Origin of the sequence: Sphingobium sp. AntQ-1 (assembly GCF_028538045.1) — a bacterium.
Taxonomy (GTDB): domain Bacteria; phylum Pseudomonadota; class Alphaproteobacteria; order Sphingomonadales; family Sphingomonadaceae; genus Sphingobium; species Sphingobium cupriresistens.
In genome coordinates, this window is record NZ_CP117158.1 from 3,072,599 (window position 1) to 3,095,785 (window position 23,187).

General features: G+C 64.1%; 26 protein-coding genes and 2 tRNA genes. 12 read left to right on the top strand and 16 right to left on the bottom strand.

Annotated features, from left to right (window positions below):
* Position 1: 1 nt before the first annotated feature.
* Complete coding sequence (locus sphantq_RS15455) at positions 2 to 421, bottom strand: MerC domain-containing protein (protein WP_129925425.1); 420 nt, start codon at positions 419 to 421, stop codon at positions 2 to 4.
* A 153-nt stretch (positions 422 to 574) separates the two neighbouring features.
* On the opposite strand from sphantq_RS15455, the gene sphantq_RS15460 reads away from it, so the two are divergent.
* Together sphantq_RS15460 and sphantq_RS15465 are read left to right on the top strand one after the other, a co-directional pair.
* Positions 575 to 659, top strand: a tRNA-Leu gene (locus sphantq_RS15460).
* Between the two features lie 65 nt (positions 660 to 724).
* Positions 725 to 910, top strand: coding sequence for a hypothetical protein (locus tag sphantq_RS15465; RefSeq protein WP_066601061.1), 186 nt, complete (start codon positions 725 to 727; stop codon positions 908 to 910).
* Between the two features lie 162 nt (positions 911 to 1,072).
* On the opposite strand, the gene rplI is transcribed toward sphantq_RS15465, so the two are convergent.
* The 3 genes from rplI to rpsF are packed head-to-tail and all read right to left on the bottom strand — an operon-like array spanning position 1,073 to position 2,371.
* Positions 1,073 to 1,678: a 50S ribosomal protein L9 gene (gene rplI / locus sphantq_RS15470; protein ID WP_066601062.1), complete on the bottom strand. Its 606-nt coding sequence runs from the start codon at positions 1,676 to 1,678 to the stop codon at positions 1,073 to 1,075.
* 14 nt (positions 1,679 to 1,692) lie between these two features.
* The gene (rpsR, locus tag sphantq_RS15475) at positions 1,693 to 1,917 is read right to left on the bottom strand and encodes a 30S ribosomal protein S18 (RefSeq protein ID WP_004212076.1); all 225 of its coding nucleotides are present in this window, start codon (positions 1,915 to 1,917) and stop codon (positions 1,693 to 1,695) included.
* A gap of 13 nt (positions 1,918 to 1,930) precedes the next feature.
* Positions 1,931 to 2,371 carry a 30S ribosomal protein S6 gene (gene rpsF, locus sphantq_RS15480; protein ID WP_066601064.1) on the bottom strand — a complete coding sequence of 147 codons (441 nt, stop codon included), beginning with the start codon at positions 2,369 to 2,371 and terminating at the stop codon, positions 1,931 to 1,933.
* A gap of 286 nt (positions 2,372 to 2,657) precedes the next feature.
* On the opposite strand from rpsF, the gene sphantq_RS15485 reads away from it, so the two are divergent.
* Positions 2,658 to 4,058 carry a GntP family permease gene (locus sphantq_RS15485; protein ID WP_272798932.1) on the top strand — a complete coding sequence of 467 codons (1,401 nt, stop codon included), beginning with the start codon at positions 2,658 to 2,660 and terminating at the stop codon, positions 4,056 to 4,058.
* A gap of 3 nt (positions 4,059 to 4,061) precedes the next feature.
* Here sphantq_RS15485 and sphantq_RS15490 read toward each other — a convergent pair whose 3' ends face one another.
* The 6 genes from sphantq_RS15490 to sphantq_RS15515 form a co-directional block, all read right to left on the bottom strand.
* On the bottom strand, positions 4,062 to 4,469 hold the full coding sequence (locus tag sphantq_RS15490; protein ID WP_242495914.1) for a BLUF domain-containing protein: 408 nt from the start codon (positions 4,467 to 4,469) through the stop codon (positions 4,062 to 4,064).
* Positions 4,470 to 4,621: 152 nt separating this feature from the next.
* Complete coding sequence (locus sphantq_RS15495) at positions 4,622 to 4,993, bottom strand: RcnB family protein (protein ID WP_129925428.1); 372 nt, start codon at positions 4,991 to 4,993, stop codon at positions 4,622 to 4,624.
* Positions 4,994 to 5,197: 204 nt separating this feature from the next.
* Positions 5,198 to 6,403: an ABC transporter permease gene (locus sphantq_RS15500; protein WP_066601070.1), complete on the bottom strand. Its 1,206-nt coding sequence runs from the start codon at positions 6,401 to 6,403 to the stop codon at positions 5,198 to 5,200.
* Positions 6,404 to 6,584: 181 nt separating this feature from the next.
* Entirely contained in the window at positions 6,585 to 7,289 is a 705-nt protein-coding gene (locus sphantq_RS15505) for an ABC transporter ATP-binding protein (RefSeq protein ID WP_272798933.1), read from the bottom strand.
* Positions 7,290 to 7,295: 6 nt separating this feature from the next.
* Positions 7,296 to 8,828 (bottom strand): efflux RND transporter periplasmic adaptor subunit, encoded by a 1,533-nt coding sequence (locus sphantq_RS15510; RefSeq protein ID WP_066601073.1) that lies wholly within the window; start codon positions 8,826 to 8,828, stop codon positions 7,296 to 7,298.
* Entirely contained in the window at positions 8,818 to 10,281 is a 1,464-nt protein-coding gene (locus sphantq_RS15515) for an efflux transporter outer membrane subunit (protein ID WP_272798934.1), read from the bottom strand. The genes sphantq_RS15510 and sphantq_RS15515 overlap by 11 nt, the downstream gene beginning before the upstream one ends.
* A gap of 182 nt (positions 10,282 to 10,463) precedes the next feature.
* On the opposite strand from sphantq_RS15515, the gene fabD reads away from it, so the two are divergent.
* The gene (gene fabD, locus sphantq_RS15520) at positions 10,464 to 11,399 is read left to right on the top strand and encodes an ACP S-malonyltransferase (protein WP_129925431.1); all 936 of its coding nucleotides are present in this window, start codon (positions 10,464 to 10,466) and stop codon (positions 11,397 to 11,399) included.
* A 19-nt stretch (positions 11,400 to 11,418) separates the two neighbouring features.
* Complete coding sequence (fabG, locus tag sphantq_RS15525; RefSeq protein ID WP_066601078.1) at positions 11,419 to 12,159, top strand: 3-oxoacyl-[acyl-carrier-protein] reductase; 741 nt, start codon at positions 11,419 to 11,421, stop codon at positions 12,157 to 12,159.
* A 3-nt stretch (positions 12,160 to 12,162) separates the two neighbouring features.
* Here the strand turns inward: fabG and sphantq_RS15530 are convergent, their stop codons facing one another.
* The gene (locus tag sphantq_RS15530; RefSeq protein WP_272798935.1) at positions 12,163 to 13,137 is read right to left on the bottom strand and encodes a phosphatase PAP2 family protein; all 975 of its coding nucleotides are present in this window, start codon (positions 13,135 to 13,137) and stop codon (positions 12,163 to 12,165) included.
* Between the two features lie 422 nt (positions 13,138 to 13,559).
* On the opposite strand from sphantq_RS15530, the gene sphantq_RS15535 reads away from it, so the two are divergent.
* From sphantq_RS15535 to sphantq_RS15550, 4 genes are all read left to right on the top strand, one after another.
* Entirely contained in the window at positions 13,560 to 13,793 is a 234-nt protein-coding gene (locus sphantq_RS15535) for an acyl carrier protein (protein WP_007689016.1), read from the top strand.
* A gap of 179 nt (positions 13,794 to 13,972) precedes the next feature.
* On the top strand, positions 13,973 to 15,232 hold the full coding sequence (gene fabF, locus sphantq_RS15540; RefSeq protein ID WP_066601081.1) for a beta-ketoacyl-ACP synthase II: 1,260 nt from the start codon (positions 13,973 to 13,975) through the stop codon (positions 15,230 to 15,232).
* Between the two features lie 22 nt (positions 15,233 to 15,254).
* Complete coding sequence (gene mltG / locus sphantq_RS15545) at positions 15,255 to 16,250, top strand: endolytic transglycosylase MltG (protein ID WP_066601083.1); 996 nt, start codon at positions 15,255 to 15,257, stop codon at positions 16,248 to 16,250.
* On the top strand, positions 16,247 to 16,618 hold the full coding sequence (locus sphantq_RS15550; protein ID WP_272798936.1) for a hypothetical protein: 372 nt from the start codon (positions 16,247 to 16,249) through the stop codon (positions 16,616 to 16,618). Before mltG ends, sphantq_RS15550 begins: the two co-directional genes overlap by 4 nt.
* Before the next feature lie 14 nt (positions 16,619 to 16,632).
* On the opposite strand, the gene sphantq_RS15555 is transcribed toward sphantq_RS15550, so the two are convergent.
* Positions 16,633 to 17,055 (bottom strand): sugar transporter, encoded by a 423-nt coding sequence (locus sphantq_RS15555; protein ID WP_272798937.1) that lies wholly within the window; start codon positions 17,053 to 17,055, stop codon positions 16,633 to 16,635.
* Between the two features lie 87 nt (positions 17,056 to 17,142).
* On the opposite strand from sphantq_RS15555, the gene sphantq_RS15560 reads away from it, so the two are divergent.
* The gene (locus sphantq_RS15560) at positions 17,143 to 17,661 is read left to right on the top strand and encodes a 2'-5' RNA ligase family protein (RefSeq protein WP_129925434.1); all 519 of its coding nucleotides are present in this window, start codon (positions 17,143 to 17,145) and stop codon (positions 17,659 to 17,661) included.
* A 125-nt stretch (positions 17,662 to 17,786) separates the two neighbouring features.
* On the opposite strand, the gene sphantq_RS15565 is transcribed toward sphantq_RS15560, so the two are convergent.
* The 4 genes from sphantq_RS15565 to sphantq_RS15580 all read right to left on the bottom strand — a co-directional run bounded on the left by sphantq_RS15565 (position 17,787) and on the right by sphantq_RS15580 (position 21,913).
* The gene (locus sphantq_RS15565) at positions 17,787 to 18,524 is read right to left on the bottom strand and encodes a peptidase (protein ID WP_066601087.1); all 738 of its coding nucleotides are present in this window, start codon (positions 18,522 to 18,524) and stop codon (positions 17,787 to 17,789) included.
* 79 nt (positions 18,525 to 18,603) lie between these two features.
* On the bottom strand, positions 18,604 to 19,476 hold the full coding sequence (locus tag sphantq_RS15570) for a transglutaminase family protein (protein ID WP_272798938.1): 873 nt from the start codon (positions 19,474 to 19,476) through the stop codon (positions 18,604 to 18,606).
* A gap of 45 nt (positions 19,477 to 19,521) precedes the next feature.
* Entirely contained in the window at positions 19,522 to 20,454 is a 933-nt protein-coding gene (locus sphantq_RS15575; RefSeq protein WP_272798939.1) for an alpha-E domain-containing protein, read from the bottom strand.
* A gap of 49 nt (positions 20,455 to 20,503) precedes the next feature.
* Positions 20,504 to 21,913, bottom strand: coding sequence for a circularly permuted type 2 ATP-grasp protein (locus sphantq_RS15580; RefSeq protein WP_066601093.1), 1,410 nt, complete (start codon positions 21,911 to 21,913; stop codon positions 20,504 to 20,506).
* Positions 21,914 to 22,133: 220 nt separating this feature from the next.
* Between sphantq_RS15580 and sphantq_RS15585 the strand changes: the two genes are divergently transcribed.
* Together sphantq_RS15585 and sphantq_RS15590 are read left to right on the top strand one after the other, a co-directional pair.
* Complete coding sequence (locus tag sphantq_RS15585) at positions 22,134 to 22,982, top strand: alpha/beta hydrolase (protein ID WP_272798940.1); 849 nt, start codon at positions 22,134 to 22,136, stop codon at positions 22,980 to 22,982.
* A gap of 95 nt (positions 22,983 to 23,077) precedes the next feature.
* Positions 23,078 to 23,154 (top strand) — tRNA-Met (locus tag sphantq_RS15590).
* Positions 23,155 to 23,187: the final 33 nt, after the last annotated feature.

Below are 23,187 nucleotides of genomic sequence, written 5' to 3' on the forward strand. Positions count from 1 at the left end.
ATCAGGCGTGCAACGGACCGCGTCCGCGCCGCCAATTGAGAATATGAGCGCCTGCCAACAGCGTGCTGCCAGCCACCGTCCAAGCGGCCTCTGCGATCGCACCCTTCGCCGCCAGCGCCCCCATCGCCATGAGCCCAAGTCCGGCGACGCCGAACGGCAGCAGGCTGCGCGCGCGATGTCGGCGCCAGCCTCGCGCCAGCGCGAACAGGCTGGTCGGCGCCGCCAGCGCCAGCATGACGAGGTGGAAGGATTCGCCCGGATCGACGCGGCTGGCGACGGCGGGGAGCAATGCGAACAGCAATGGCAGGGCCAGACAGTGCAAGGTGCAAAGCGACGAGGCGCAGACCGCCAACCCATCGAGCAACGCTATCCGCCGGGGCAGGGATTGACCGATTTTCTGCCGATCTTCGCAAGAAGTCATAGCAATTTCCTAATGATATAACATAACATATATTTGTCGCATGTGCTCATGTCGGTTGGTGCTGTCAACCGGGACTGGAAGACTTTTCCGCCTGTTGCCGATTTTCGGCTGGACGCCCGCGCCGGATTTTGTCATCTGGCCGGAACCAGCCGTGCGGGCGTGGTGAAACTGGTAGACGCGCCGGACTCAAAATCCGGTTCCGCAAGGAGTGTCGGTTCGATTCCGACCGCCCGCACCACTGGCTCTTCCTATCATGGCGACGCGACTATCGCGGGCTGTGCGCGACCATGCTATGGTCGCTGCATGAAGGCTCGCCGCATCCTGCTGCCCTTGCTGTTCGGCGTGGCTGTCCTAATCGTCATCAGCGTGGGCGACGCCCTGTTCTGGAGCGTGTCCCACGCGCTCGAAAAGCTGCCGCCACGTCTGCTGACGGTCGCGGTTTTGACAAGCCTGTGGCTGGTGCATGTGTACAAGCGGACGGCACGCTGATCCTGCGGCACCGGCTAGGGTTGGGGATGGCCGCTAACGATCGGTGGCGGACCTTATTCCCCTCCCGATTACCGGAGGGGACACCCAAATCCGCCATGATTGCGGCCAATAAAAAAGCCGCCCGTTGCGGGGCGGCTTTCTTGTTCTTTCTGTCGGAAGACATCAGGCCTCTTCGGCCGGCTCTTCTTCGTCGTCGCTGGTGACCGAGGCGATTTCGCCCGGTTCCGCGTTGGGATCATAATCTTCGGTGAAGCCGCTCTCGTCCTTTTCGAACAGGTCGGCCATCACATCGACGCCCTGCGACTGAAGCTCTGCTTCTTCAGGCGAACGGGCGACGTTGACGGTGATCGTCACGGCGACTTCGGGGTGCAGCGCGACCTTGACGTCGAACACGCCCAGCGTCTTGATCGGGCGTTCCAGCACGACCATCGCCTTGGTGACGTTGGTCACGCCATCGGCGTGCAGCGCGTCGACGATGTCGCGCACCGCGACCGAACCGTACAGCGCGCCGGCGTTGGACGACTGGCGGATCAGGATGATCTGCTTGCCGTTGACGCCATCGGCGGCGGCTTCGGCGTCCGTGCGACGTGCGGCGTTGTCGGCCTCGATCTTCGCGCGGTTGGCCTCAAAGACCTTCTTGTTGGCGTTATTGGACCGCAGCGCCTTCTTGTTGGGCAGCAGGAAGTTACGTGCGTAACCGTCCTTGACGGTCACGACGTCGCCGATTGCGCCCAGCTTCTCGATGCGTTCGAGCAGGATGATTTCCATGGGTTTCTACTCCCTTACTTCACGATGTAGGGCAGGAGGCCCAGGTGACGGGCGCGCTTGATGGCCTGGGCCAGTTCGCGCTGCTTCTTGGCCGAAACGGCCGTGATGCGGCTGGGGACGATCTTGCCGCGCTCGGACACGAAGCCCTGGAGCAGACGAACGTCCTTATAATCGATCTTCGGCGCATCCTTGGCGGCGAAGGGGCAGCTCTTGCGGCGGCGGAAAAACGGGCGTGCCATGTCTCAGATCTCCTTATTCAGCAGCCGGGGCGTCTTCGCGGTCGCGGCGCGGGCCACGATCTTCGCGGTCGCCACGGGGGCCGCGGTCACCACGATCGCCGCGGGGACCACGGTCACCACGTTCGGGGCGGTCCTGCTTGCGCATCATCACCGACGGGCCGGTTTCCAGCTCGTCGACCTTGACGGTCATGTAGCGGATGATGTCTTCGTTGATCTGGGTCTGGCGCTCCAGTTCCGCGATCACGCCGCCTGGGGCGTCGATGTTCAGCATCACATAGTGCGCTTTGCGGTTCTTGGCGATCTTGTACGCGAGGCTACGCAGGCCCCAGGTCTCGACCTTGGTCACCTTGCCTTCATTTTCCTCGACGATCTTCGTGGCGGTTTCCGCCAGAGCGTCCACCTGCGCTTGTGCCAGATCCTGGCGCGCAAGGAACACATGCTCGTAAAGAGCCATGGGTATTACCTCATCTGTTGGCCGATCGCTGACGCCCACCCCATGTGGAACGCCCCTCCGGCTGTCGTCTTGCATAAGCGCAGTCCCGCCGAGTCACCCCGCCGTTCGTGCGAAGGCGCGCCTATGACGGAAAGGGATATGAAAGGCAAGAGGGCATCGGCGCGCAGCATCCGGGCAAAAAGCCCGTCGGCCTGAGCTTGTCGAAGGCTCTTACTTCTTTCTATTGTCGCAAGAAGAGGTAAGGCGCTTCGACAGGCTCAGTGCGAACGGGTGAGAGGGTTAGCTTATGGCAGTCGCGATCGCAGCATTATCGCTCATCCTGCTGATGATCGCCGCCTATCGGGGCATGAGCGTCATCGTCATGGCGCCGCTGCTGGCGATGCTGGCCGTGTTCCTGACCGATCCCGCCGCCGTCCCGGCCGCCTTTTCCGGCCTGTTCATGGAACGGGTGGCGAGCTTTCTCAAACTCTATTTCCCGGTTTTTCTGCTGGGCGCGCTGTTCGGCAAGCTGGTCGAGATTTCCGGCTTTTCCCGCGCGATCGTGACGGCGGTGATCGGCGTCATCGGCGCGGGCCGCGCGATTCCCGCGATCATGGCGGTGACGGCGCTGCTGACCTATGGCGGGGTGTCGGTGTTCGTCGCGGTCTTCGCCGTCTATCCCTTCGCCGCGGAGATGTTCCGCCGCGCCGACATTCCCAAGCGGTTGGCGCCCGCCACCATCGGGCTGGGCGCGCTGACCTTCACCATGGATGCGCTGCCGGGCACGCCGCAGATCCAGAACATCATCCCCACCAGCTTTTTTGGCACGACGACATGGGCGGCGCCGGTGCTGGGCCTGATTGGATCAGTCTTCATAGCGGCGACCGGCCTTGCTTATCTGGGCTGGCGGCGCCGGGCGATGCTGGCGGCGGGAGAGGGCTATGGCGCGCCCGAAACGCTCGTCAACGAACCGGAAGCGGTCGAGGAGGAAGCGTCTGTCCATCCGCTAATCGCGCTCTTGCCGCTGGTGGTGGTGGGCGTGGGTAATCTGCTGTTGACGCTGGCCATCCCGCGTTGGGTGGCGGGGGAAGAGGTGTCGCTGTCGCTGTCCGGCATGGCGGAACCAGTAACGGTAAAGGTGGCGCAGGTTTCCGCACTTTGGGCGGTCGAGGGCGCGCTGCTGCTGGGGATCGGCACCATCCTGCTGTTCGCATTCCGCACCGTGGCGAAGCGCTTTGCCGACGGGTCAAAGGCGGCGGTCGGCGGCGCGTTGCTGGCGGGCATGAACACGGCGGTCGAATATGGGTTCGGCGCGGTGATCGCCGCGCTGCCGGGCTTCCTGGTGGTCAAGGACGCGCTGCGGGCCATTCCCAATCCGCTGGTCAACGAAGCCATCACCGTGACCTCGCTCGCCGGCATCACCGGGTCGGCGTCGGGCGGGCTGTCGATCGCGCTCGCCGCAATGGCGGAACAGTTCGTAGCGGCGGGCGATGCGGCCGGCATACCGCGCGAAGTGCTGCACCGCGTCGCCTCCATGGCGTCGGGCGGCATGGACAGCCTGCCGCATAATGGCGCGGTCATCACGTTGCTCGCGGTGACCGGCCTCACCCATCGCCAGGCCTATAAGGACATCTTCGCGCTGACACTCATCAAGACGGTGACGGTCTTCATCGTAATCACGGTCTATTATGTGACAGGGCTGGTATGAGGCTCAGGCCGCAGGACGGTGCAGGTCAGCCGATCCAATGAAATGCGCGCGGGTGGAAGGCCCGGCTTGCACCAGCAAGGCGGCGACCTTGTCCTTCAGATCGGCCGAAGGGCGCGCAGGATCATCATAAGCCATCGCCCATTCGCCAAATTCCCGCGCGTCGATCGGTCCCTCGCGCAGCTTGACGACGGCGCGGTGGCGCGGATCGGCGTGGATGCGGGTGAAGATGCGATCGACGGCATCCTTAGGCCCTTCCAGCACCTGCAAAAATCGTCGCGAATTGAACAGCAGCAGGCCCGTGACATCGTTCCGCCGATTGTTGATCGCTGACATTTGGGCCATGGCCGCGCATTGCTGCGACGTGACCGTGCCGACGACGGTGCTGATATACATGATCTGATATAAGGACATGGACATTCCCGACATGGCCCCCCGGCTCAGCCCATATGCGGCGAAATCCCTTAATATCGGGTATTTAACTTCGATCATGAGCGATGACGCGAAAATGCCCCAGGGGGGAGAGAGAACCCCTGGGACATTGCGCGCCTTCCGGGCTGCGAAAGTTACCGGATCGCGCTGCCGACGACCGCGCCGATCAGGCCACTGGTGATCGCGATCAGCACCGCGTCATTGCCCGAACGAACCCAGTGATAGCCGCGCGGCGGGGCCGACAGGCGATAGTCGCGATAATTGTTCACGACGCGATAGTTGGTCGCATAGCGGCGATCGAAACGCTGACCCTTGGCCCAGCGGCGATGATTGTCCTTGCGCACGACGGTCTGTTTCTTGACGACGGTGCGACCATTGGCTTTATGCTTCACGACCTTGCGCGTCACTTCCTGGCGATGTTGCGGCGCAGCCTGCGCTTGGGCGGAGACGATGGGGCTGGCGACCAGGGTGGTGGTGGCCAGAGCCATGAGGATTTTTCTGAACATGATGAACTCCTTTGCCTTGTTACGGGCGCCATTCCGTGGCGTCGAAGACAGAGATAGGGGCCGCCTGTCGCGACGATGTGTCATGGGCAGGGTTAGATCGTCGGAAATTGTAACAATCTCAAATTTAAGCTGAACCGTCGTTCATCTGTGGCTGATTTCGGATGATTTGCGGCTGCGGACCATGCCGGGCCACACCCGCGACCGCTATTCGTGCCGCAGCGCGTCGATCGGGTTGAGCGCCGCCGCCCGCCGCGCCGGGAAATAGCCGAACACCACCCCGATCGCCGCCGAAAAGACGAAAGCGATAAAATTGACCTTGATGTCGAACAGGAAGGGCACCTGCATCAGCGGCGCGATGGCGGCGGTCGCGATCAACGCCAGGAACAAGCCTATCAGGCCGCCCAGGCAGGACAGCACGATCGCCTCCACCAGGAATTGCAGCAGCACTTCGCGGGCGACCGCGCCGATGGCCAAGCGAATGCCGATCTCCCGCGTGCGCTCCGTCACCGACACCAGCATGATGTTCATGATGCCGATGCCGCCCACAAGCAGCGAAATCGCCGCCACCGCGCCGACGATCTGGGTCAGGATCGTGGTGGTGCCGGTCAGCGTGTCGCTGATCTGCTTGGTGTCGAAGACGTTGAAATTATCCTGGTCGCCCGCCTTGACCTTTCGCCGTTCGCGCATGAGTTCCTCCAGGCTCGACTGGACGGTGCTGGTGTCATAGGCGTCGTCCACCGCGACCATGATCTGGCTGATGTCGCGATCGCCGGTGAAGCGACGCTGCACGAACTTGATCGGCATGACGACGACATCGTCCTGGTCGCCGAAACCGCCCTGGCCGCGCGTCGCCAGCACGCCGACGACCTGGCAGGACACGCCCTTGATCCGCATCCGCTTGCCGACCGGCTCCGTCCCCTGGAACAGGTTGGTGCGCACCGTATTGCCGATGATGCAGACGGATTTGCCCGCTTCCTCCTCATCCGGCAGGAACAGGCGGCCGTCGGCCACTTTCCATTGCTGCACCTCCGAATAGGCCGACGTCGTGCCATAGACGGTGGTGGACCAGTTATTGCCTTCATAGATGGCGGTGCCGCTCGACTGCACCACCGGCGCAACCGCGCGCACGCCGGTCAACTGGTTTTCGATCGCGGTGAGATCGCGCTCCTTGAAATCGGGCGGACGCGGACCGCCGCCGCCGCGGCCGAAACCCTGGCCGGGGCGCAACTGGAGCACATTGGCGCCCAGCGAACTAATCTGTTCGCGCACGGCGGCGGTCGCGCCATTGCCCAGCGTCACCATGGTCACGACCGCGGCGACGCCGATGATGATGCCCAACGTGGTCAGGAACGACCGCAGCTTGTGCCGGTTGATCGCGCGAAAGGCGAGCGTGATGGTGGTGCCTAGCATCCCAATGCTCCTCGCCCCCTGGGGGAGAGGATAGCGGAGCTTGCCAGCCTGCTGGCTAGCGTCGCTTGGAGAGGGGGGAGTGACCTGCCGGCCCCCCTCTTCCAACTCCGCCTAAGTCGCTTCGCGCCTAAGGCTGCGTATCTTTCTCCCCGGCGGGGAGAAGGTTTTGCGGTGTAGGTCATCACGCCGCCACCTTCTGTTCCACCCGTTCGACCAGCCCGTCCTTGAAATGGACGATGGTGCGGGCGAAGGCGGCCATGTCGGGCTCGTGCGTCACCATCAGCACGGTAATGCCGCTGTTGCGGTTGAGGTCGGTCAGCAATTCCATGATCTCCACCGACCGTTCCGAATCAAGGTTGCCGGTCGGTTCGTCCGCCAGCAGCACTTCGGGATGGGTCACGATGGCGCGGGCGATGGCCACGCGCTGCTGCTGGCCGCCGGACAGTTCGGCCGGCGTATGGTCCCACCAGTCCTTGAGGCCCACCTTGTCGAGCGCGGCCATGCCCATGTCGTAGCGGGTCTTCTTGTCCTCGCCGCGATAGAGCAGGGGCAGTTCGACATTTTCCAGCGCGGTGGTGCGCGACAGCAGGTTGAAGCCCTGGAACACGAAGCCGAGATAGCGGCGGCGCAGCAGCGCGCGCTGGTCGCGGTCCAGCGTTTCGACATGGCGGCCCTTGAACAGAAACTCCCCGCCTGAGGGCACGTCCAGGCAGCCCAATATGTTCATCGTCGTCGACTTGCCGGACCCCGACGGCCCCATGACCGCGACGAAATCGCCCTGCGTGATGTCGATGTCGATACCCTTGAGCGCCTGGAATGCGGTCGGGCCTTGCCCATAGACCTTGGTCACGCCGCGCATGGAGATGATCGGATCAGCGATCGACATGGCGCGTCAGTTTCCGCTCTGCCGGCCGGCGCCGCGCTCTTGTCGGGATGCGGCCTGGCCGTTGGCGGGCGCGACTGGCGCGGTTTCGGGCGCGGCGTCGCCTGAATTGCCCAGCTTGCCGACGCTGGCAGGGGTGCCGTCGGCCGACGGATTGCTCTGGCGGCGGTCTGGCGCCTTGGTGTCGCCGCCCGTATCGGCCTTCTGGTCCTCCGCCGGCGCTTCCTGCCCGGCTGCCAGTTGGCCGGTGATGACGCGCATCCCTGCCTTCAATGCGCCGCCGGTGACGGCGGTGCGCGACCCGTCGCTGGCGCCCACGGTCACCTGTAGCGCCTTGGGATTGCCGTCCTCGCCGACGATATAGACGGTCTGGCTGCTGCCCGCGCCGAAATTGACCTGGCGCTTGGCCCCGCCGCGGCGCATCCGGCCCGGACCCGGCAGGACGCTGGTGATGCCGCCACCCTGCGCCGTGGCGCTGGGCTTGAAGCGCAGCGCGCTGTTGGGGACGAGCAGGACGTTCTGCAACTCCTGCGTCACGATATCTGCGGTCGCGGTCATGCCGGGGCGCAGCGTCTCGTCGTCATTATCGACCGACAGCACGGCGGTATAGGCGACCACCGTGCCCGTCGTCGACGTGGTGGTGGTCGTGGAGGAGGATGAACTGCTGGCGCTGTTCGACCCGACATTGACCCGCGTGACCTTCGCCGGGAAGGTGCGGCCGGGGAAGGCGTCCACCGCGAAGGTGGCGCTCTGGCCTTCCTTCACCTGGCCGACATCGGCCTCGTCCACAGACACCTCGACCTCCATTTGCGTCAGGTCTTCGGCTAGGGTGAACAGCACCGGCGCGTTCAACGACGCGGCGACGGTCTGCCCCGGTTCGATGTCGCGCGACAGGACGACGCCGTTCACCGGCGACACGATCTGCGCGATCGACAGGTTGGTCTGCGCTGTCGAAAGCTGCGCGCGCGACACGTCCACCTGCGCCTGCTGCGATCGCAGCGTGGCCAGCGCCGACTGATAATCCGCTCGCGCGGCGTCGATTTCGGTCTTGGCCGGCACCTTCCCGCCGGACAGAGTGAAGACGTTCAATTGGCGATCCAGCGTGGCCTTCGTCAAGGCGACCTGCGCCTGCGCCTGCGCGACGCTGGCCTGCGACGACACGAGCTGCGCGCGATTCTGGTTGATCGTATCGACGAGGCGGCGCGTGTCCAGTTCTGCCAGCTTCTGCCCTTTGGTCACGCGATCGTTGACGTCCACATAGACGGCGGTGATCTTGCCCGACTGCTCGGACCCGACATCGACCTGGTTGATGGGCTTGAGGTTGCCGGTGGCCGATACGCTGACGGTCAGGTCGCCGGTGCGCACTTCGCGCGTCGCATAATCGGGCCTGTCGTCGCCGGAGAAACAACGCGCGAGCAGCAGGATAGCGACCAGTAGAACCACACCGATGCCGCCGCGGATCAACCATTTGCGCCACGGCTTTTCCGGCTTCGCGCCCAGAAAATCGTCCAGATCCTGATCCTTGGTCACATCATTGCTCATTTGGGCGGTTGTCCATGCTCTGCCAGCCGCCGCCCAGCGCATTATACAATTGGGCGATGGCCAGAACCTCGTCGGATTGCGCGGAAGCCAGGCTGTTGCGCGCGTTCAATAGGGCGGATTCGCTGGTCAGCAGCGTCTGGAAGTCGGTCAGGCCCGCCTGATACTGGCTGCGCGCCAGGGTTGCGGCGTTGTTCGATGCGTCATAGGCGACGGCGAACTCCGCCTTGCGCGCGCGGGCGCTGGTGAGCTGCGCCATGGCGTTCTCGACATCCTCCAGCGCGGTGAGAACGCTCTGTTTATAGGCGGCGAAGGCGGCGTCGGTCGCGGCCTTCTGCGCCCGCACCTGCGATTGCAGCCGCCCGCCGTCGAAGATCGTCTGCGCCACATTGGCGAACACCCCGCCGGTGATCAGGCTGAACAGGTCGCTGAACGCATTGGAGGTGGTGCCGATATTGCCGCTGATGCCCAGCGAGGGGTAAAGCTGCGCCTGCGCCACGCCGATCCGCGCGGTGGCGGCGGCCAGCGCCCGTTCGGCGCTGCGTACATCGGGCCGCTGGCGCAGCGTGTCGGCCGGGATTCCGATCGCGATCTGCGTCGAGGCGACGGGAATGGGGGCTGGGGTTTCCAGCGCGCGGGTCGCGTCGCCCGGCGCTTGCCCCGTCAGCACCGCGATGCGGTTCAGGCTGCCCCTCAGGCCCGCCTCGATCTGCGGAATGGTCGCCTTGGTCTGGGCGAGTTGCGCCCTGGCCTGCTGCTCGTCCAGCGAGGAGACGAGGCCCGCCTGCAACCGCCAGTTGGCGACATTATAATTATCCTGCTGCACCGCCTGGCTTTCGCGCGCGATCCGCAACTGTTCCTGCGCCAGCCGCGCCTGGACATAGTTGGTGGCCAGTTCGGACAGGATCGTCATGCGGACATTGGCGAGGTCGTATCCCGACGCGGCCAGGTCCGCCCGCGCGGCTTCGGCGGTGCGGGACAGTTCGCCAAACAGGTCGATCTGCCAGCTCGCATTGGCGCCCAGCGAATAGGTGCTCGACCATTTGCTCGCCCCAGTGCTGATGACATTGCCGCTGTCGTCGACGCGGGTGCCGCCCGCCTGGCTGCGGTAATTCTTGCCGCCGCTGCCCGATCCGCTGATCTGCGGCAGGAAGCTGGCATTGGCCTGGCGCAGCGCTTCCCGCGCCTGCCGCAACCGCGCCTGCGCCTGGACGATGTCTAGATTATTGACGATTGCCTGGTCGATCAGGCTGGTGAGCGTCGGATCATTCAGCCGCGTCCACCAACTGGCAAGGTCGGCGTCGCTCGCCGGCGCTCCGCTGCCTTGGCTATAGGCTGCCGGCAGGCCCAGCGTAGCGCCCTGCGGCGCGCGATAGTCCGGCCCCGCCGCGCAGGCGGCCAAAAGCGCAGGTAGGAGCAGCGCCGTACCGCTGATCAAGCTTATGCGATATCGCACCTTTTCCTTGCACTCCGTCGTCGTTAAAGGGGCGGCCACGCTGCCCCGATCGCAAAAGGGGGTGAGACGTCCGGCCCCTGACTGCCGCAGGGGCATGTACGGCTCAATGACATTTATGTCTCAAAGTGTATCGTGGTTGAATTTGGGCGCTTTTTGCGCATTTTGTGGTCAGGGGATAATCGATGCGGGCATTTCTTTTTCCGGGGCAGGGCAGCCAGTCCGTCGGCATGGGCAAGGCGCTGGCCGATGCCAGCCCGGCGGCGCGCGAGTTGTTTCAGGAGGTCGATGACGCGCTGGCGCAGAATCTGTTCCGCATCATGGTGGAGGGGCCGGACAGCGACCTGACCCTGACCGAAAACGCGCAGCCCGCGATCATGGCCAACGCCATCGCCACGCTGCGCGTAATGCAGAAAGAAGGTGGCTTCACCCTAGCCGACAAGGGCGATTATGTCGCCGGCCACAGCCTGGGCGAATATAGTGCGCTCTGCGCGGTCGAAGCGTTCGACATCACCACCACCGCGCGCCTGCTCAAGCTGCGCGGCCAGGCGATGCAGGCGGCCGTGCCAGTGGGCAAGGGCGCGATGGCGGCGTTGCTGGGCGCGGACATCGACAAGGCGCAGGCGCTGGCCGATGCCGCGGCGCAGGGCGAAGTCTGCACCGTCGCCAACGACAATGACCCAAGCCAGGTCGTGATTTCCGGCCACCGCGGCGCGATCGAACGGGCGATCGCCATGGTCAAGGATCATGGCATCAAACGCGGCGTGCTGCTGCCCGTGTCGGCGCCTTTCCACTGTCCGCTGATGCAGCCCGCCGCCGACGCGATGGCGGAAGCCTTGGCCAGTGCGGCGATCAACGCGCCGCTGCTGCCGGTCTACGCCAATGTCCTGGCCGCGCCGATCGCCGACGGCGAAGAGATCAAGGCTCGCCTGGTCGAACAGGTCACCGGCCGCGTCCGCTGGCGCGAATCCATCGCCGCCATGTGGGACGCGGGCGTCACCGACTTCGTGGAAGTGGGTGGCAAGGTGCTCGGCCCCATGGTCAAGCGCATTGCGCCTGACGCGACCGTGCGCAGCATCGTGACGATGGACGATATCGAGGCGGCGCTGGCGGCTTTTTAACAGGACGGGAAATAAAGACATGTTCGACCTAACAGGCATGACCGCGCTGGTGACCGGCGCATCGGGGGGCATCGGCTCCGCCATCGCCAAGGCACTGGCCGCGCAGGGCGCGACCCTCGCGCTTTCGGGCAGCAATGAGGAGAAGCTCAAGGCCTTCGCCGCCGAACTAGGGGGCGATCACAAGACGATCGTCTGCAACCTGTCCGATCCCGCCTCCGTCGACGCGCTCGTGCCGCAGGCGGTCGAAGCGCTGGGCGGCCGGGTCGACATCCTCGTCAACAATGCTGGCATCACCCGCGACAACCTGATCCTGCGGATGAAGGATGAGGAATGGAGCCAGGTGATCCAGGTCAATCTGGAGGCCGCGTTCCGGCTGGTCCGCGCCGCCGCCAAGCCGATGATGAAGGCGCGCTTCGGCCGCATCATCTCCATCACCTCGGTCGTCGGCGTCACCGGCAATCCGGGCCAGTCCAACTATTGCGCGTCTAAGGCGGGCATCATCGGCATGTCCAAGTCGCTGGGCCAGGAACTCGCCAGCCGCGGCATCACCGTCAACTGCGTCGCGCCCGGCTTCATCCGATCGGCCATGACGGACGCGCTGAACGATGCGCAGAAGAGCGCTATCCTGACCAAGATTCCGGTCGGCGATCTGGGGGACGGCGACGATATCGGCGCGGCGGTCGTCTATCTGGCGAGCAAGGAGGCCGGTTATGTCAACGGCCAGACGCTGCATGTGAATGGCGGCATGGCGATGATCTGATCGTCACGCGCTTTGCGCAACGCTCACTTGGACCTTCATATGAATGCGCGGTCGCACGCGAATGTGGATGGTCCGGCTTGCCACGCACAGGCTGAGGCCCGCGATCACGGCGCCGGCGATCACGTCGCTGAAATAATGGGCGCCGTCCACGGGCGTCGCGATCAAGGTAAGCGTGGCGACCATCATGCCGCCATAGCGCGCGGTCATGATGGTCGCACGGGAAAAGCCCCAGCAGAAGATGACGGCGAGCGCGCCATGATAGCTGGGGAAGGTGATGATGCCTTCCATATGATCCAGGGAGAGCAGGCGCAGCGACCCGTCACGAAGTCCCGTGATATCGGCCATGTGGACGAATGCGGCGGCCGGGCGAAGATGGGGATAGTCGGCCGGATGAAGGCCGTAATGGACGTAGGCGGCGACCGCCGGCATCAGGCCTGATAGCAGGATGATCGCCAGTCCAGCTATCATGGCGGCCTGAATGGTCGTCCGTAACGCCGCCAGCCTGCCGCACAGTCCCAGTATGAGAATCAGGACAATCATCTGAGGGATGAGGGTGCGATAGGCAAGGTTGAGCGGCGTGGCGAGCAACGGATGGGAATCGAGCCATCGCATCCAGACCAGCCAGTCCAGTCCCATGGCGCGGTCCCATCCGGCTAGGCGGGCATCCCATAGCGGGCCTGCTCGCGCTGCGATCATATAAGACAGGGACGCGCCTGCCGCACTGAACAACAGCATCAATTGCAGGGCGGTGACCATGGCGAAAATTTTCGCGTTGGTGCGAATCTGGAGGTAAAAAGTCGCTAGAGCGCCCAGCAAGAGGGCAAAGCCGAGCGGCGGAAGAAGGCCGGGAATCGACCAGGTGAACGGGTCGGACAATTGCAGCGGCGCCATGATCATGATCGTCAGGACCAGGCAAAGCCAGGCTGCATCGTCACATCCGTCTGAATGTTGATGGGTGATCACACGCGCCTGATCCATAAGGAGGCTCTAGGCGTTTCTCGCTAAAACAAGGTTAATGCGAGCGTCGCCAGCCTCATATCACCCGCGTTTCTATGGGGCGCCGCGACATCGCGGGGGCCGAGCGAATCCATCGTTCCATGATTGGTGCGCAACAGGTGGAACGGGCCGATCACCTACGCTCCCAGCATCATTATCGCCGTCAGCGGGACGCGCGCGTGACGCAAGGGGCTGGAAAGGAGGGCGCACCCCTTGCATAAGCGGCTGAATCTTGGCGAACAGACGGCAATCGATCGGCAATGAGCCTTTTTTGTTGCCGGATCGTCGTGTCAGGCAATGTGGGGGCTTGGCGACCTAGCCTCTTGCCTCTATCGGAGCTTGGCACTAGGGCTGCCTTAACGGTTGTTCAGACCACCAACGATACCAGTCAAGAAGGACCACTCATGAGTGAGACCGCGGATCGCGTAAAGAAAATCGTCGTCGAGCATCTGGGCGTTGAAGCCGAAAAGGTGACCGAGGATGCCAGCTTCATCGACGATCTGGGCGCGGACAGCCTGGATATCGTGGAACTGGTGATGGCGTTCGAAGAAGAATTCGGCGTCGAAATCCCCGACGATGCGGCTGAGAAGATTGCGACCGTCAAGGACGCGATCGACTATATCGACAGCAAGCAGTAAGGCGTCTTGTGGCCCGCGCCATGCGCGGCGGGCCGCTTTTCGCGCAAGGAAATGGCTCCTCCTGTCCGGCCAAGCCGGGGCGTGGGGAGCTTTTTCGTATCTGGCGCGCCGTTCACAAGTCCGTTGCGACGGGTTAGGGATGGGCGGTGCGGACTAAATTGATATTTCGGAGCTAGGATATGCGTCGTGTCGTCGTAACCGGCCTTGGCATGGTCAGCCCGCTGGGCGGGGATGTCGAAACCACCTGGAAGAACATCATCGCGTCGAAATCCGGCGCGGCGACGATCACGCGGTTCGACCCGACCGACTATAAGTGCCGCATCGCCTGCGAAGTGAAGCCCAAGGACCATGAATATGGTTATGATCCGGGGCTGGACGTCGATCACAAGATCCAGCGACAGGTCGACCTGTTCATCGTGTTCGGCATTTCCGCCGCCAGCCAGGCGCTGCGCGACGCGGGCCTCGACAATATGTCGGAGGAAGAACGGCTGCGCGCCGGTTGCTCCATCGGTTCGGGCATTGGCGGCCTGCCGGGCATCGAAAGCGAATCGCTGGTGCTGGCGAATAAGGGGCCGAGCCGGGTTTCCCCGCACTTCGTCCATGGCCGCCTCATCAACCTGATCTCCGGCCAGGTGTCGATCAAATATGGCCTGATGGGTCCGAACCATGCGGTCGTCACCGCCTGTTCGACCGGCGCCCATTCGATCGGCGACGCTGCGCGCATGATCGCGATGGACGATGCCGACGTGATGCTGGCGGGCGGCGCGGAAAGCGCGATCTGCCCGATCGGCATCGCCGGCTTCGCCCAGGCGCGCGCGCTCAGCACCAATTTCAACGACACGCCCGAAAAGGCCAGCCGCCCCTATGACGTCAACCGCGACGGCTTCGTCATGGGCGAAGGCGCGGGCGTGGTCGTGCTCGAAGAATATGAACATGCCAGGAAGCGCGGCGCGAAAATCTATGCCGAAGTGATCGGCTACGGCCTGTCGGGCGACGCCTATCACGTCACCGCCCCCCACCCGGAAGGCAGCGGCGGCTTCCGCTCGATGCAGATGGCGCTCAAAAAGTCGGGCCTGTCCCTGGATGACATCGACTATGTGAACGCCCACGGCACCTCGACCCCGCTGGGCGACGAGCTGGAACTGGGCGCGGTCAAGCGGCTGTTCGGCGATCACCTCAGCACTATGTCGATGTCGTCCACCAAGTCGGCGATCGGCCATCTGCTGGGCGGCGCGGGTGCGGTGGAGAGCATCTTCTGCATCCTCGCCATGCGCGACGGGATCGTGCCGCCGACGCTCAACCTCGACGAGCCGAGCGAGAGCTGCAAGGGCGTGGACCTGGTCCCGCACGTCGCCAAGGAGCGCAAGGTGCGCGCGGTGCTGAACAACTCCTTTGGTTTCGGCGGCACCAACGCTTCGCTTATCATGAAGGCGATCTGACTTTGATCTCAGGCTGACGGCTATGGCGAAACGATCAGGCAATCCCGCACGCCGCCTCGCCGGCATCGTCCTGCTGATCGGCCTGGCCGTCGCGGCCTTCATCGCCTTTCGCTTCGTCCATGGCTGGAGCGAGCAGGGACCAGCGGTCCAGGATGTCAGCATCACCGTGCCCGAAGGGGCGACCCTGTCCGACGCGGCGGTGCTGCTGAAACGGGCCGGCGCGGTGCGCTCGGCCGACGCTTTCCTGACGCGGGCCAAAGTGTTTGGCGCGGGCAAGTCGATCAAGGCGGGCGAATTCGTCATCCCCGCCGGCGCGAGCAACAGCGACATCCTGTCCATCCTGCAAGGCGGCAAAACGCTGACCCGGCTCATCACCATTCCCGAAGGCATGCCCTCGCTCCTGGTGCATGAACGGCTGATGGCGAACGACCAGTTGACCGGCAGCATCCCGGTGCCGGAGGAGGGCAGCGTGCTGCCCGACAGCTACGCCTTCGACAAGGGCGAGTCGCGCGCCGCCGTGCTCAAGCGGATGCAGGCGGCGATGGACAAGGCGCTGGCCCAGCTCTGGGCCGAGCGCGCACCCGAAACCGTCGCCAAATCGCCCAGGGAAGCGATCATCCTGGCCAGTATCGTCGAAAAGGAAACCGGCGTTCCGTCCGAACGGCCAATGGTCGCGGGCGTCTATGGTAACCGGCTGCGCACCAATATGATGCTACAGGCCGACCCGACGATCATCTACCCCATCACCCGCGGCAAGCCGCTCGGCCGCCGTATCCGCAAGTCGGAAATCGCGGCGGTCAACGATTACAACACCTATGCCATGGTCGGCCTGCCCAAGGGGCCGATCGCCAATCCGGGGCGGCTGTCGATCCTGGCGGTGCTGCACCCGGCGCAGACCAAGGCGCTCTATTTCGTCGCCGACGGCAAGGGCGGCCACATCTTCGCCGACACCTACCAGCAGCATAATGAAAATGTGCGTAAATGGTTCGAGATTCGCAGGGCGCGCGGGGAATTGTGAGAGCGCTATACCAGCATTTATGGCCGCTCGCCGCGGCGTTGCTGCCGTTCAACGCCGACGCCCAAACCCATGATCCGGCGATCCGTCATTCCGCGCGCTGCCTGATCGCGGTGGCCTCGCTGGCGTCGAGCGAGGATGCGACGCTGAAAATGTCCGGCCTGATGGGTTTGCTCTTCTTCGCCGGTCAGATTTTCGGCGCGGAGCCGGATATCGATCTTGCAAGACTGATGAAGCGCGAGGCGATCGATATCGACGAACGCCTGACCAAGGAACTGCTCGTCCAATGTGGCGGCGAACTGCAGCGGCGCGGCGGTCAGATCAGCGCGGCAGGGGAAGCCCTGAAGGCGATGAGCGGCAACGCGCGCTGATCCGGCGGCTTAACTCAGCGCAATATGCCCTTCGCCACCAGCGACCGGGCATAGAGCCATGCGAACAAAGCGACGGCGAAGATCAGGGCGGGGAAGGGGATGGTGACCGCCCAGCCCTTTTCCGCCAGCAGGTTCGTGCCGAGAAACGTATATTCGAACTGCGCAATCACGCAGACCAGCGACATCAGGAACAGAAACGCCGCAATCGCCTTGCGCAGCAGCAGCGCGATCGCGCCCAGCGTGCCGGTCGCCACGGCGATGGCATAGACGATCCAGACCCAGGCAGGCATCAGCGCAAAGGCGCGCGCGCCCGCCGGGTCGGTCCGCGCCAGCGCATCAAGGTCCATTGTATATTGCATGGTGAAGGCGGCTATGCCCATCAGCCCCCATAGCAACAGGATGATGCCGATGATCGTGACGCTGCGCGACGTGGCCATGATGTCCCCCTCCTTGCCTCGCGCCGCTGCGCCGTGCAGGACGCTAGGGGCCAATGATACACCCGATCGCGGCGGACAGGAAGACACATGACGATAGCGGAACATAGCGCCCCGATCATCGTCACCGCGCTGATGGGCGCGGCCGACTTCGCCTGGGCGGACGGGCTGCGCCGCGCCCATTTCCCGCCGCAGCGCAACTTGCTGTCGGCGCATGTCACACTGTTCCACCATCTGCCGCCCTCGTTGCTGCCAGAACTGGCGGATCGGCTGAAAGGGCTGTGCCGCGGTCCGGCCCCCGCCGCGACGCTCGCCGCCGTCATGGCGCTGGGGCAGGGGGTCGCCTATCGCATCGACAGTCCCGGCCTGATGGCGATGCGCGACGAATTGGCCGACGCCTTCACCGGCCTGCTGACGCCGCAGGACCAGGCCCGCCCGCGCCTCCACGTCACGGTCCAGAACAAGGTCAAGCCGGACGTGGCGAAAGCGCTGGCGACGCAGTTGGCGGCGGATTTCCGCCCGCGCCCCTTCACCATCGCCGGCCTCGCAGCCTGGCATTATCGCGGCGGGCCGTGGGATTTGGCGATGAAGGCGATGTTCAGGGGGTAGCGACCCTCGATAGGGCGACATCTCCCGTCAGGCCTTTTGAGGAATTACTATCGACGACCAGGGGAGACATGTTTCCATCCCGCTGGCGGGAGGAGGTTAGGGAGGTGGCAACACATCCCTGTCTCTCAATCCAATACGTTGGGCAGATCCTCGAAGCCCTTGCGCAGCGCGGCGCTCCAGCTTTGGGAGATCATCGCGAACTCCTCATTATCCGCCTCGATGCGGGTGCGGACGCGGAAGTCGAACGCATCCGTCGCAATCACCGTCAGGTCGAGCGGCATCCCGACCGAGAGGTTGGAGCGCAGCGTCGAATCCATCGACACCAGCACCGCCTTGGTCGCATCCTCCAGCGTGGTTTCGCGCTGGATGATGCGATCCAGGATGGGCTTGCCATATTTATGCTCACCGATCTGGAAGAAGGGCGTGTCTTCGGTTGCTTCGATGAAATTGCCGGCGGAATAGATGAGGTAGAGGCGCGGCTTGCCGCCCTTGCGCTGGCCCGCGATCATGATCGATGCGCCCGAACCCGATCCACCCATCTCGATATTCTCGCGATAGCGCTGTTGCATCTTCTGCATCGCGTCGCCCACGATCTGCGCCGCGCGGTGCATGGTGTCGCAATTCAGGATCGTTTCGACGTCGGGGTCGAGCTTCGATTCCTTGATCGCCTTGCTCAGCGTCGCCTTCACCCCCTGGGTAATCGACAGATTGCCCGAACACATCAGCGTGATCGCGCGTTCGCCCGGCACATGATAGGTGAAGCTCTTCCGGAAGCGCGCGATATTGTCCATGCCCGCATTGGTGCGGGTGTCGGACAGCATGACCAGTCCCTGATCGACGCGCACGGCCACACAATAAGTCACGGCCCGCTGGCCCCCTGTGTTCTGTCTGTCGCGATTCGCCCCATCATCGGATGCACCATATGACCTGCGATCGCGTCGATTAACCCGTCTGTTCGGGCGGCGGGACGCTTTGTTGTTGCTGCCGTTGCAGCTGTCGTTCCTCGACGCCGTCCTCCGCCTGCGCGATACGGACGTCCGCGTCAATCCAGATATCGCCCGCGACCGTGACGGAGCCACGGATCGGCGCGGCGTCATCGGCGTCCAGACCGCTGGCGAGGCGGAGATAGCGTTCGGTGACGCACACCCGGTTGGAAGGGTCAAATCCGATCCAGCCCAGGCCCGGCACATGGGCTTCGGCCCAGCCATGGGTTTCGTGCAGCGCGCTGCCGTCGCCGGCGAGCAGATAGCCCGACACATAGCGGGCGGGTCGGCCGATCGCGCGGGCGGCGGCGATGAATATCTGCGCATGGTCCTGGCACACGCCTGCGCCCAGGGCGAAAGCCTGCGCCGCTGTGGTGGCGGAGGTGGTGACGCCGGACCGATACTGCACCGCGTCGCTGACCGCTGCGGAGAGCGCGTGGAGCTGCGCCAGCGGGCTTTCGCCGGTCGGCGCCGCGCGGGCCATGGCGGCGATGCCGTCCGATGCTTGGGTGAGCGGCGTATCGCGCAGGAAATAGCGCAGGTCGACGCGGCTATCGGGAGAACCGACGACGCCATGGCTTTCGCGCGTGTCGACCAGCCCCTCCGCCACGATGACCGCATGGTCGAGCCGATCATGGCGGATCCAGATCGTCTCCATTTCGCCATAGCTGTTGCGCCGGAAGTTGGTGAGCGGCGCGTCATTGATGCTGACCTGCCAGTCGAGCACGGTCTGCGCGGGCGTATCGACCGGCATCAGCTTCAGCCGCATCGCCACACGGCCAGCGGTCGCGGCGTAGCGATAGACGGTCTGGTGGCGAACGAGCAATTTCATGAAGTCCCCCTTACCCAGTATGCGCCCCGGCCGTCCCTTCCCCGATCAGCCGAAATGATAGGCTTGGGCGATTTCTCCGCCCAGCCGGTTCGTCATCGACAGGCCGTGTTGCACCGTTTCGTGCAGGCCGAAGCGGAAGATTTCGCCGCTGTCCAACTTCTCCAGCGCAACGACCATGTCCTGCACCGTATCGTGGCAGGCGGCGCGCGCGTCGTGCCAGCCCGCCAAGCGATTGAGCCGATAGGCCAGTTGGTCGTAGCAATAGGCGACGCTGCGCGGGAACATGCGGTTGAGCATCAGGAAATCGGTGATCTGCCAGGGCGTGTAGGTGCCGCCATAGACATGATGATAGGCGCGGCTGCCCGACAGGGCGTGCAGTACCGAAGTCCATTGATAATGGTCGCGATTGCCGCCGATCACTTCGGTTTCGGGCAGCAGGACATAATATTTGACGTCCAGCAGGCGCAGCGTCATTTGCGCCCGCTCCAGCGCGGAGCCGCAGCGCAGGAAGTCGTGCCCCTCGTTACGCAACTGGCCCGAATGGGCTGCGCCGCGGAAGGTCATGACGCGGGTCTTGACCCAGTCGATCAGCGTGGGCAGTTGCTGCCGCGCTTCGCCGACATCATAGCTGTCCAGCTTGCGCCAGCCATCGTTGAGCGCTTCCCACATATCCTGCGTCAACATGGTTCGGGCTGACTTGGCGTTGGCGCGCGCCTTGAGCAGGCAGGAACGGATCGAACTGGGATTGTCTGCGTCCAGCATCAGGAAGGAGACGGCGTCGCTTTCGGTGACGATCGTGCCTTCGGGGAAGCGATGCTCCGCCCCGGTCGCGCGGACGACCGAGCGCCATTCGTCGCGATGATGCGCGCCGGGGAGGATCGCCATGCGCTGTCCCATGGTCAGCAGCCGCGCGGTGGCCTCCGCCCGCTCCATATAGCGCGCCATCCAGAAGAGATTTTCGGCGGTCCGGCTCAGCATGGGGTGATGCCCTGTCTTTGTGTGGGACTGGTGAAGAATATCGCCATCATCAATCCTGCAACACCCAGGTATCTTTCACCCCGCCGCCCTGGCTGGAATTGACCACCAGCGATCCTTCGGTCAGCGCGACGCGGGTAAGGCCGCCGGGAACAAGGCGAAGCTGCTTGCCGACCAGGCAATAGGGGCGGAAATCGGCGTGGCGGCCGACGACCGCCGCGGGACCGAGCGTCGGCACGGTCGACAGGTCGAGTGTGGGCTGGGCGATGAACTCGCCCGGATTGGCCTTGATCCGCGCAGCATAGGCGGCCACTTCGTCCTTGGTCGATTTGGGGCCGATCAACATGCCATATCCGCCCGATCCATGGACTTCCTTGCCCACCAGTTCGTGCAGATTCTCCAGCACATAGGCCATCTCGTCGGGCTTGCCGCACTGCCAGGTCTGGATATTGTCCAGGATCGGCTTTTCGCCCAGGTAGAAGCGGATCATTTCCGGCACGTAGATATAGACCGCCTTGTCGTCGGCGATCCCCGCGCCCGGCGCCGAGGCCAGCGTGACGCCGCCGTTGCGATAGACGTTGAAGATGCCCGGCACGCCCAGCAGACTGTCGGGGCGGAACACCAAAGGATCGAGATATTCGTCGTCGATGCGGCGATAGATGACGTCTACCGCTTTTGGCCCCAGCGTGGTCTTCATCCACACCCGGTCTTCGTCAACGAACAGGTCGGCCGGCTCCACCAGTTCGACGCCCATCAGGTCGGCCAGGAAGCTATGCTCATAATAAGCGCTGTTGAGCGAACCGGGGGTCAGCACGACGACGACCGGATCGCCCTTGCACGCTGGCGGCGCGACTTCCTTCAGGCTTTTGAGCAATTCGGCGGGATAATCGTCCACCGGCGCGACGATCCCCTGCGCGAACAGTTCGGGGAACATCCGCGTCATGATCTCGCGATTTTCAAGCATGTAGGACACGCCTGATGGGGTGCGGCAATTATCCTCCAGTACTTCGAAACTGCCCGGCCCGGTGCGCACGATGTCGATGCCCACGATATGGCTATAGACCTTCCCCGGCGGGGTGAAGTCGGCCATTTCGGCGAGATAGGCGCTGTTCTTGTAGATGATGTCGGCGGGCATGATGCCGGCCTTCACGATTTCGCCGCGATGATAGACGTCGTGCAGGAAGGCGTTCAGCGCCCGCGCCCGCTGGCGGATGCCCTTGTCCAGCACGCGCCATTCGTTCGCGGTGAAGATGCGCGGCAACAGGTCGAAGGGGATCAGCCGTTCGGGATCGCCGCCCTCGCCATAGACGGCGAAGGTGATGCCGATGCGGCGAAATATCGCCTCGGCCTCATCCATGCGGCGATTGAGTCCGGCAATGCCCGTTCGCTCTACCCATTTCTGCACTTCGTCATAACAGGGGCGTATCGAACCATCCGGCTCAAACATTTCATGGAAGGGCAATTGGACGTTCCTCCCTCGGCCGACAGGGCCGGTTGTGCATTGCAATATTAGTGCGCCGCCCTGTGGCGATTGCAAGGCAAAAATGGCGAGCGAGCAAAAGGTTGCCGGCGCGTTCATGATATATAGTGGAAAACGGGCCGAGTTTCGTTTCTGCGCTCGACCATCCGCGGCTTCGCGCATCCGTTCCCAAAGGGAAGATTAAAGTGGAAGAAAAGCAAGGATGAGCCATTTCAGCCGAACCACGGCATCATGGGCGATTGCTGCGACGCTGATCCTGACCGGCTGCGCCAGCGCGGTGCGTGAACATATCTACAAGGCGGATGAGACGCAGATAGACATCGCGCGATGGACCCATGTCCGGCCCCAGTCGCTGCCGGTGCGGACGGCGGACGGGCTTGCCCTGACCGGCTATTACTGGCCGGGCGACCCGATGGATCGCGACGTCATTCTCTTCTTCCACGGCCGGGGATCGAACCAGGGCGTTGCGGCGCGCTATGCCGAACATCTGATCGGCCGGGGCGACCATGTCATCGTGGTGTCCTATCGCGGCTTTGGCGGCAATCCGGGCAGCCCGACCCAGGCCGGGCTGATGACAGACGGTCGCGCCTATGTCGACCGCGCTCGCCAGTTGGTGGGTTCGAACGCACGCATTTTCCTGGTCGGCCATTCGCTGGGCGGCGCGGTGGCGCTGCATGTGGCGGCGACGGTGCCGGTCGCGGGCGTCGTCACCCTTTCAACCTTCGACAAGCTGACCGAATCCGCGCCGGCGGGCGTGGGCGCGCTGTTGCCCGACAAGTGGAACAATCTGGACGCGGCGACCAAGATCGGCGCGCCGCTGGTGATGATGCACGGCACCGCGGACGACCGGGTGGACATGGGCCAGGCCGCCGCGCTGTTCGCCGCCGCCCGATCCCCCACCGACTGGCTGATCGCGCCGGGCGCGGGCCATAATCCCGACATGACACGCATCGCCCCACTGGTCAGTGAAGCGGTGGAGGCCGTGGATTCGGGCGCTTTGGGCCGCTATCCTGCGGCCTTGCCCGCCGGGTGGGACATCCGGCGGAAATGATCGCACAAGATTTGCGCAAACCCCGTTGACCGACCCGTCCTCGCTGCGTATAGCGCCGCCTCACCGCAGGGCACGGCCCTGACGGAGCCCATTGGGGCGGAGTAGCTCAGCTGGTTAGAGCAGCGGAATCATAATCCGCGTGTCGGGGGTTCAAGTCCCTCCTCCGCTACCAAATATCATCCCATCGACAGACATCGCCCTTGCC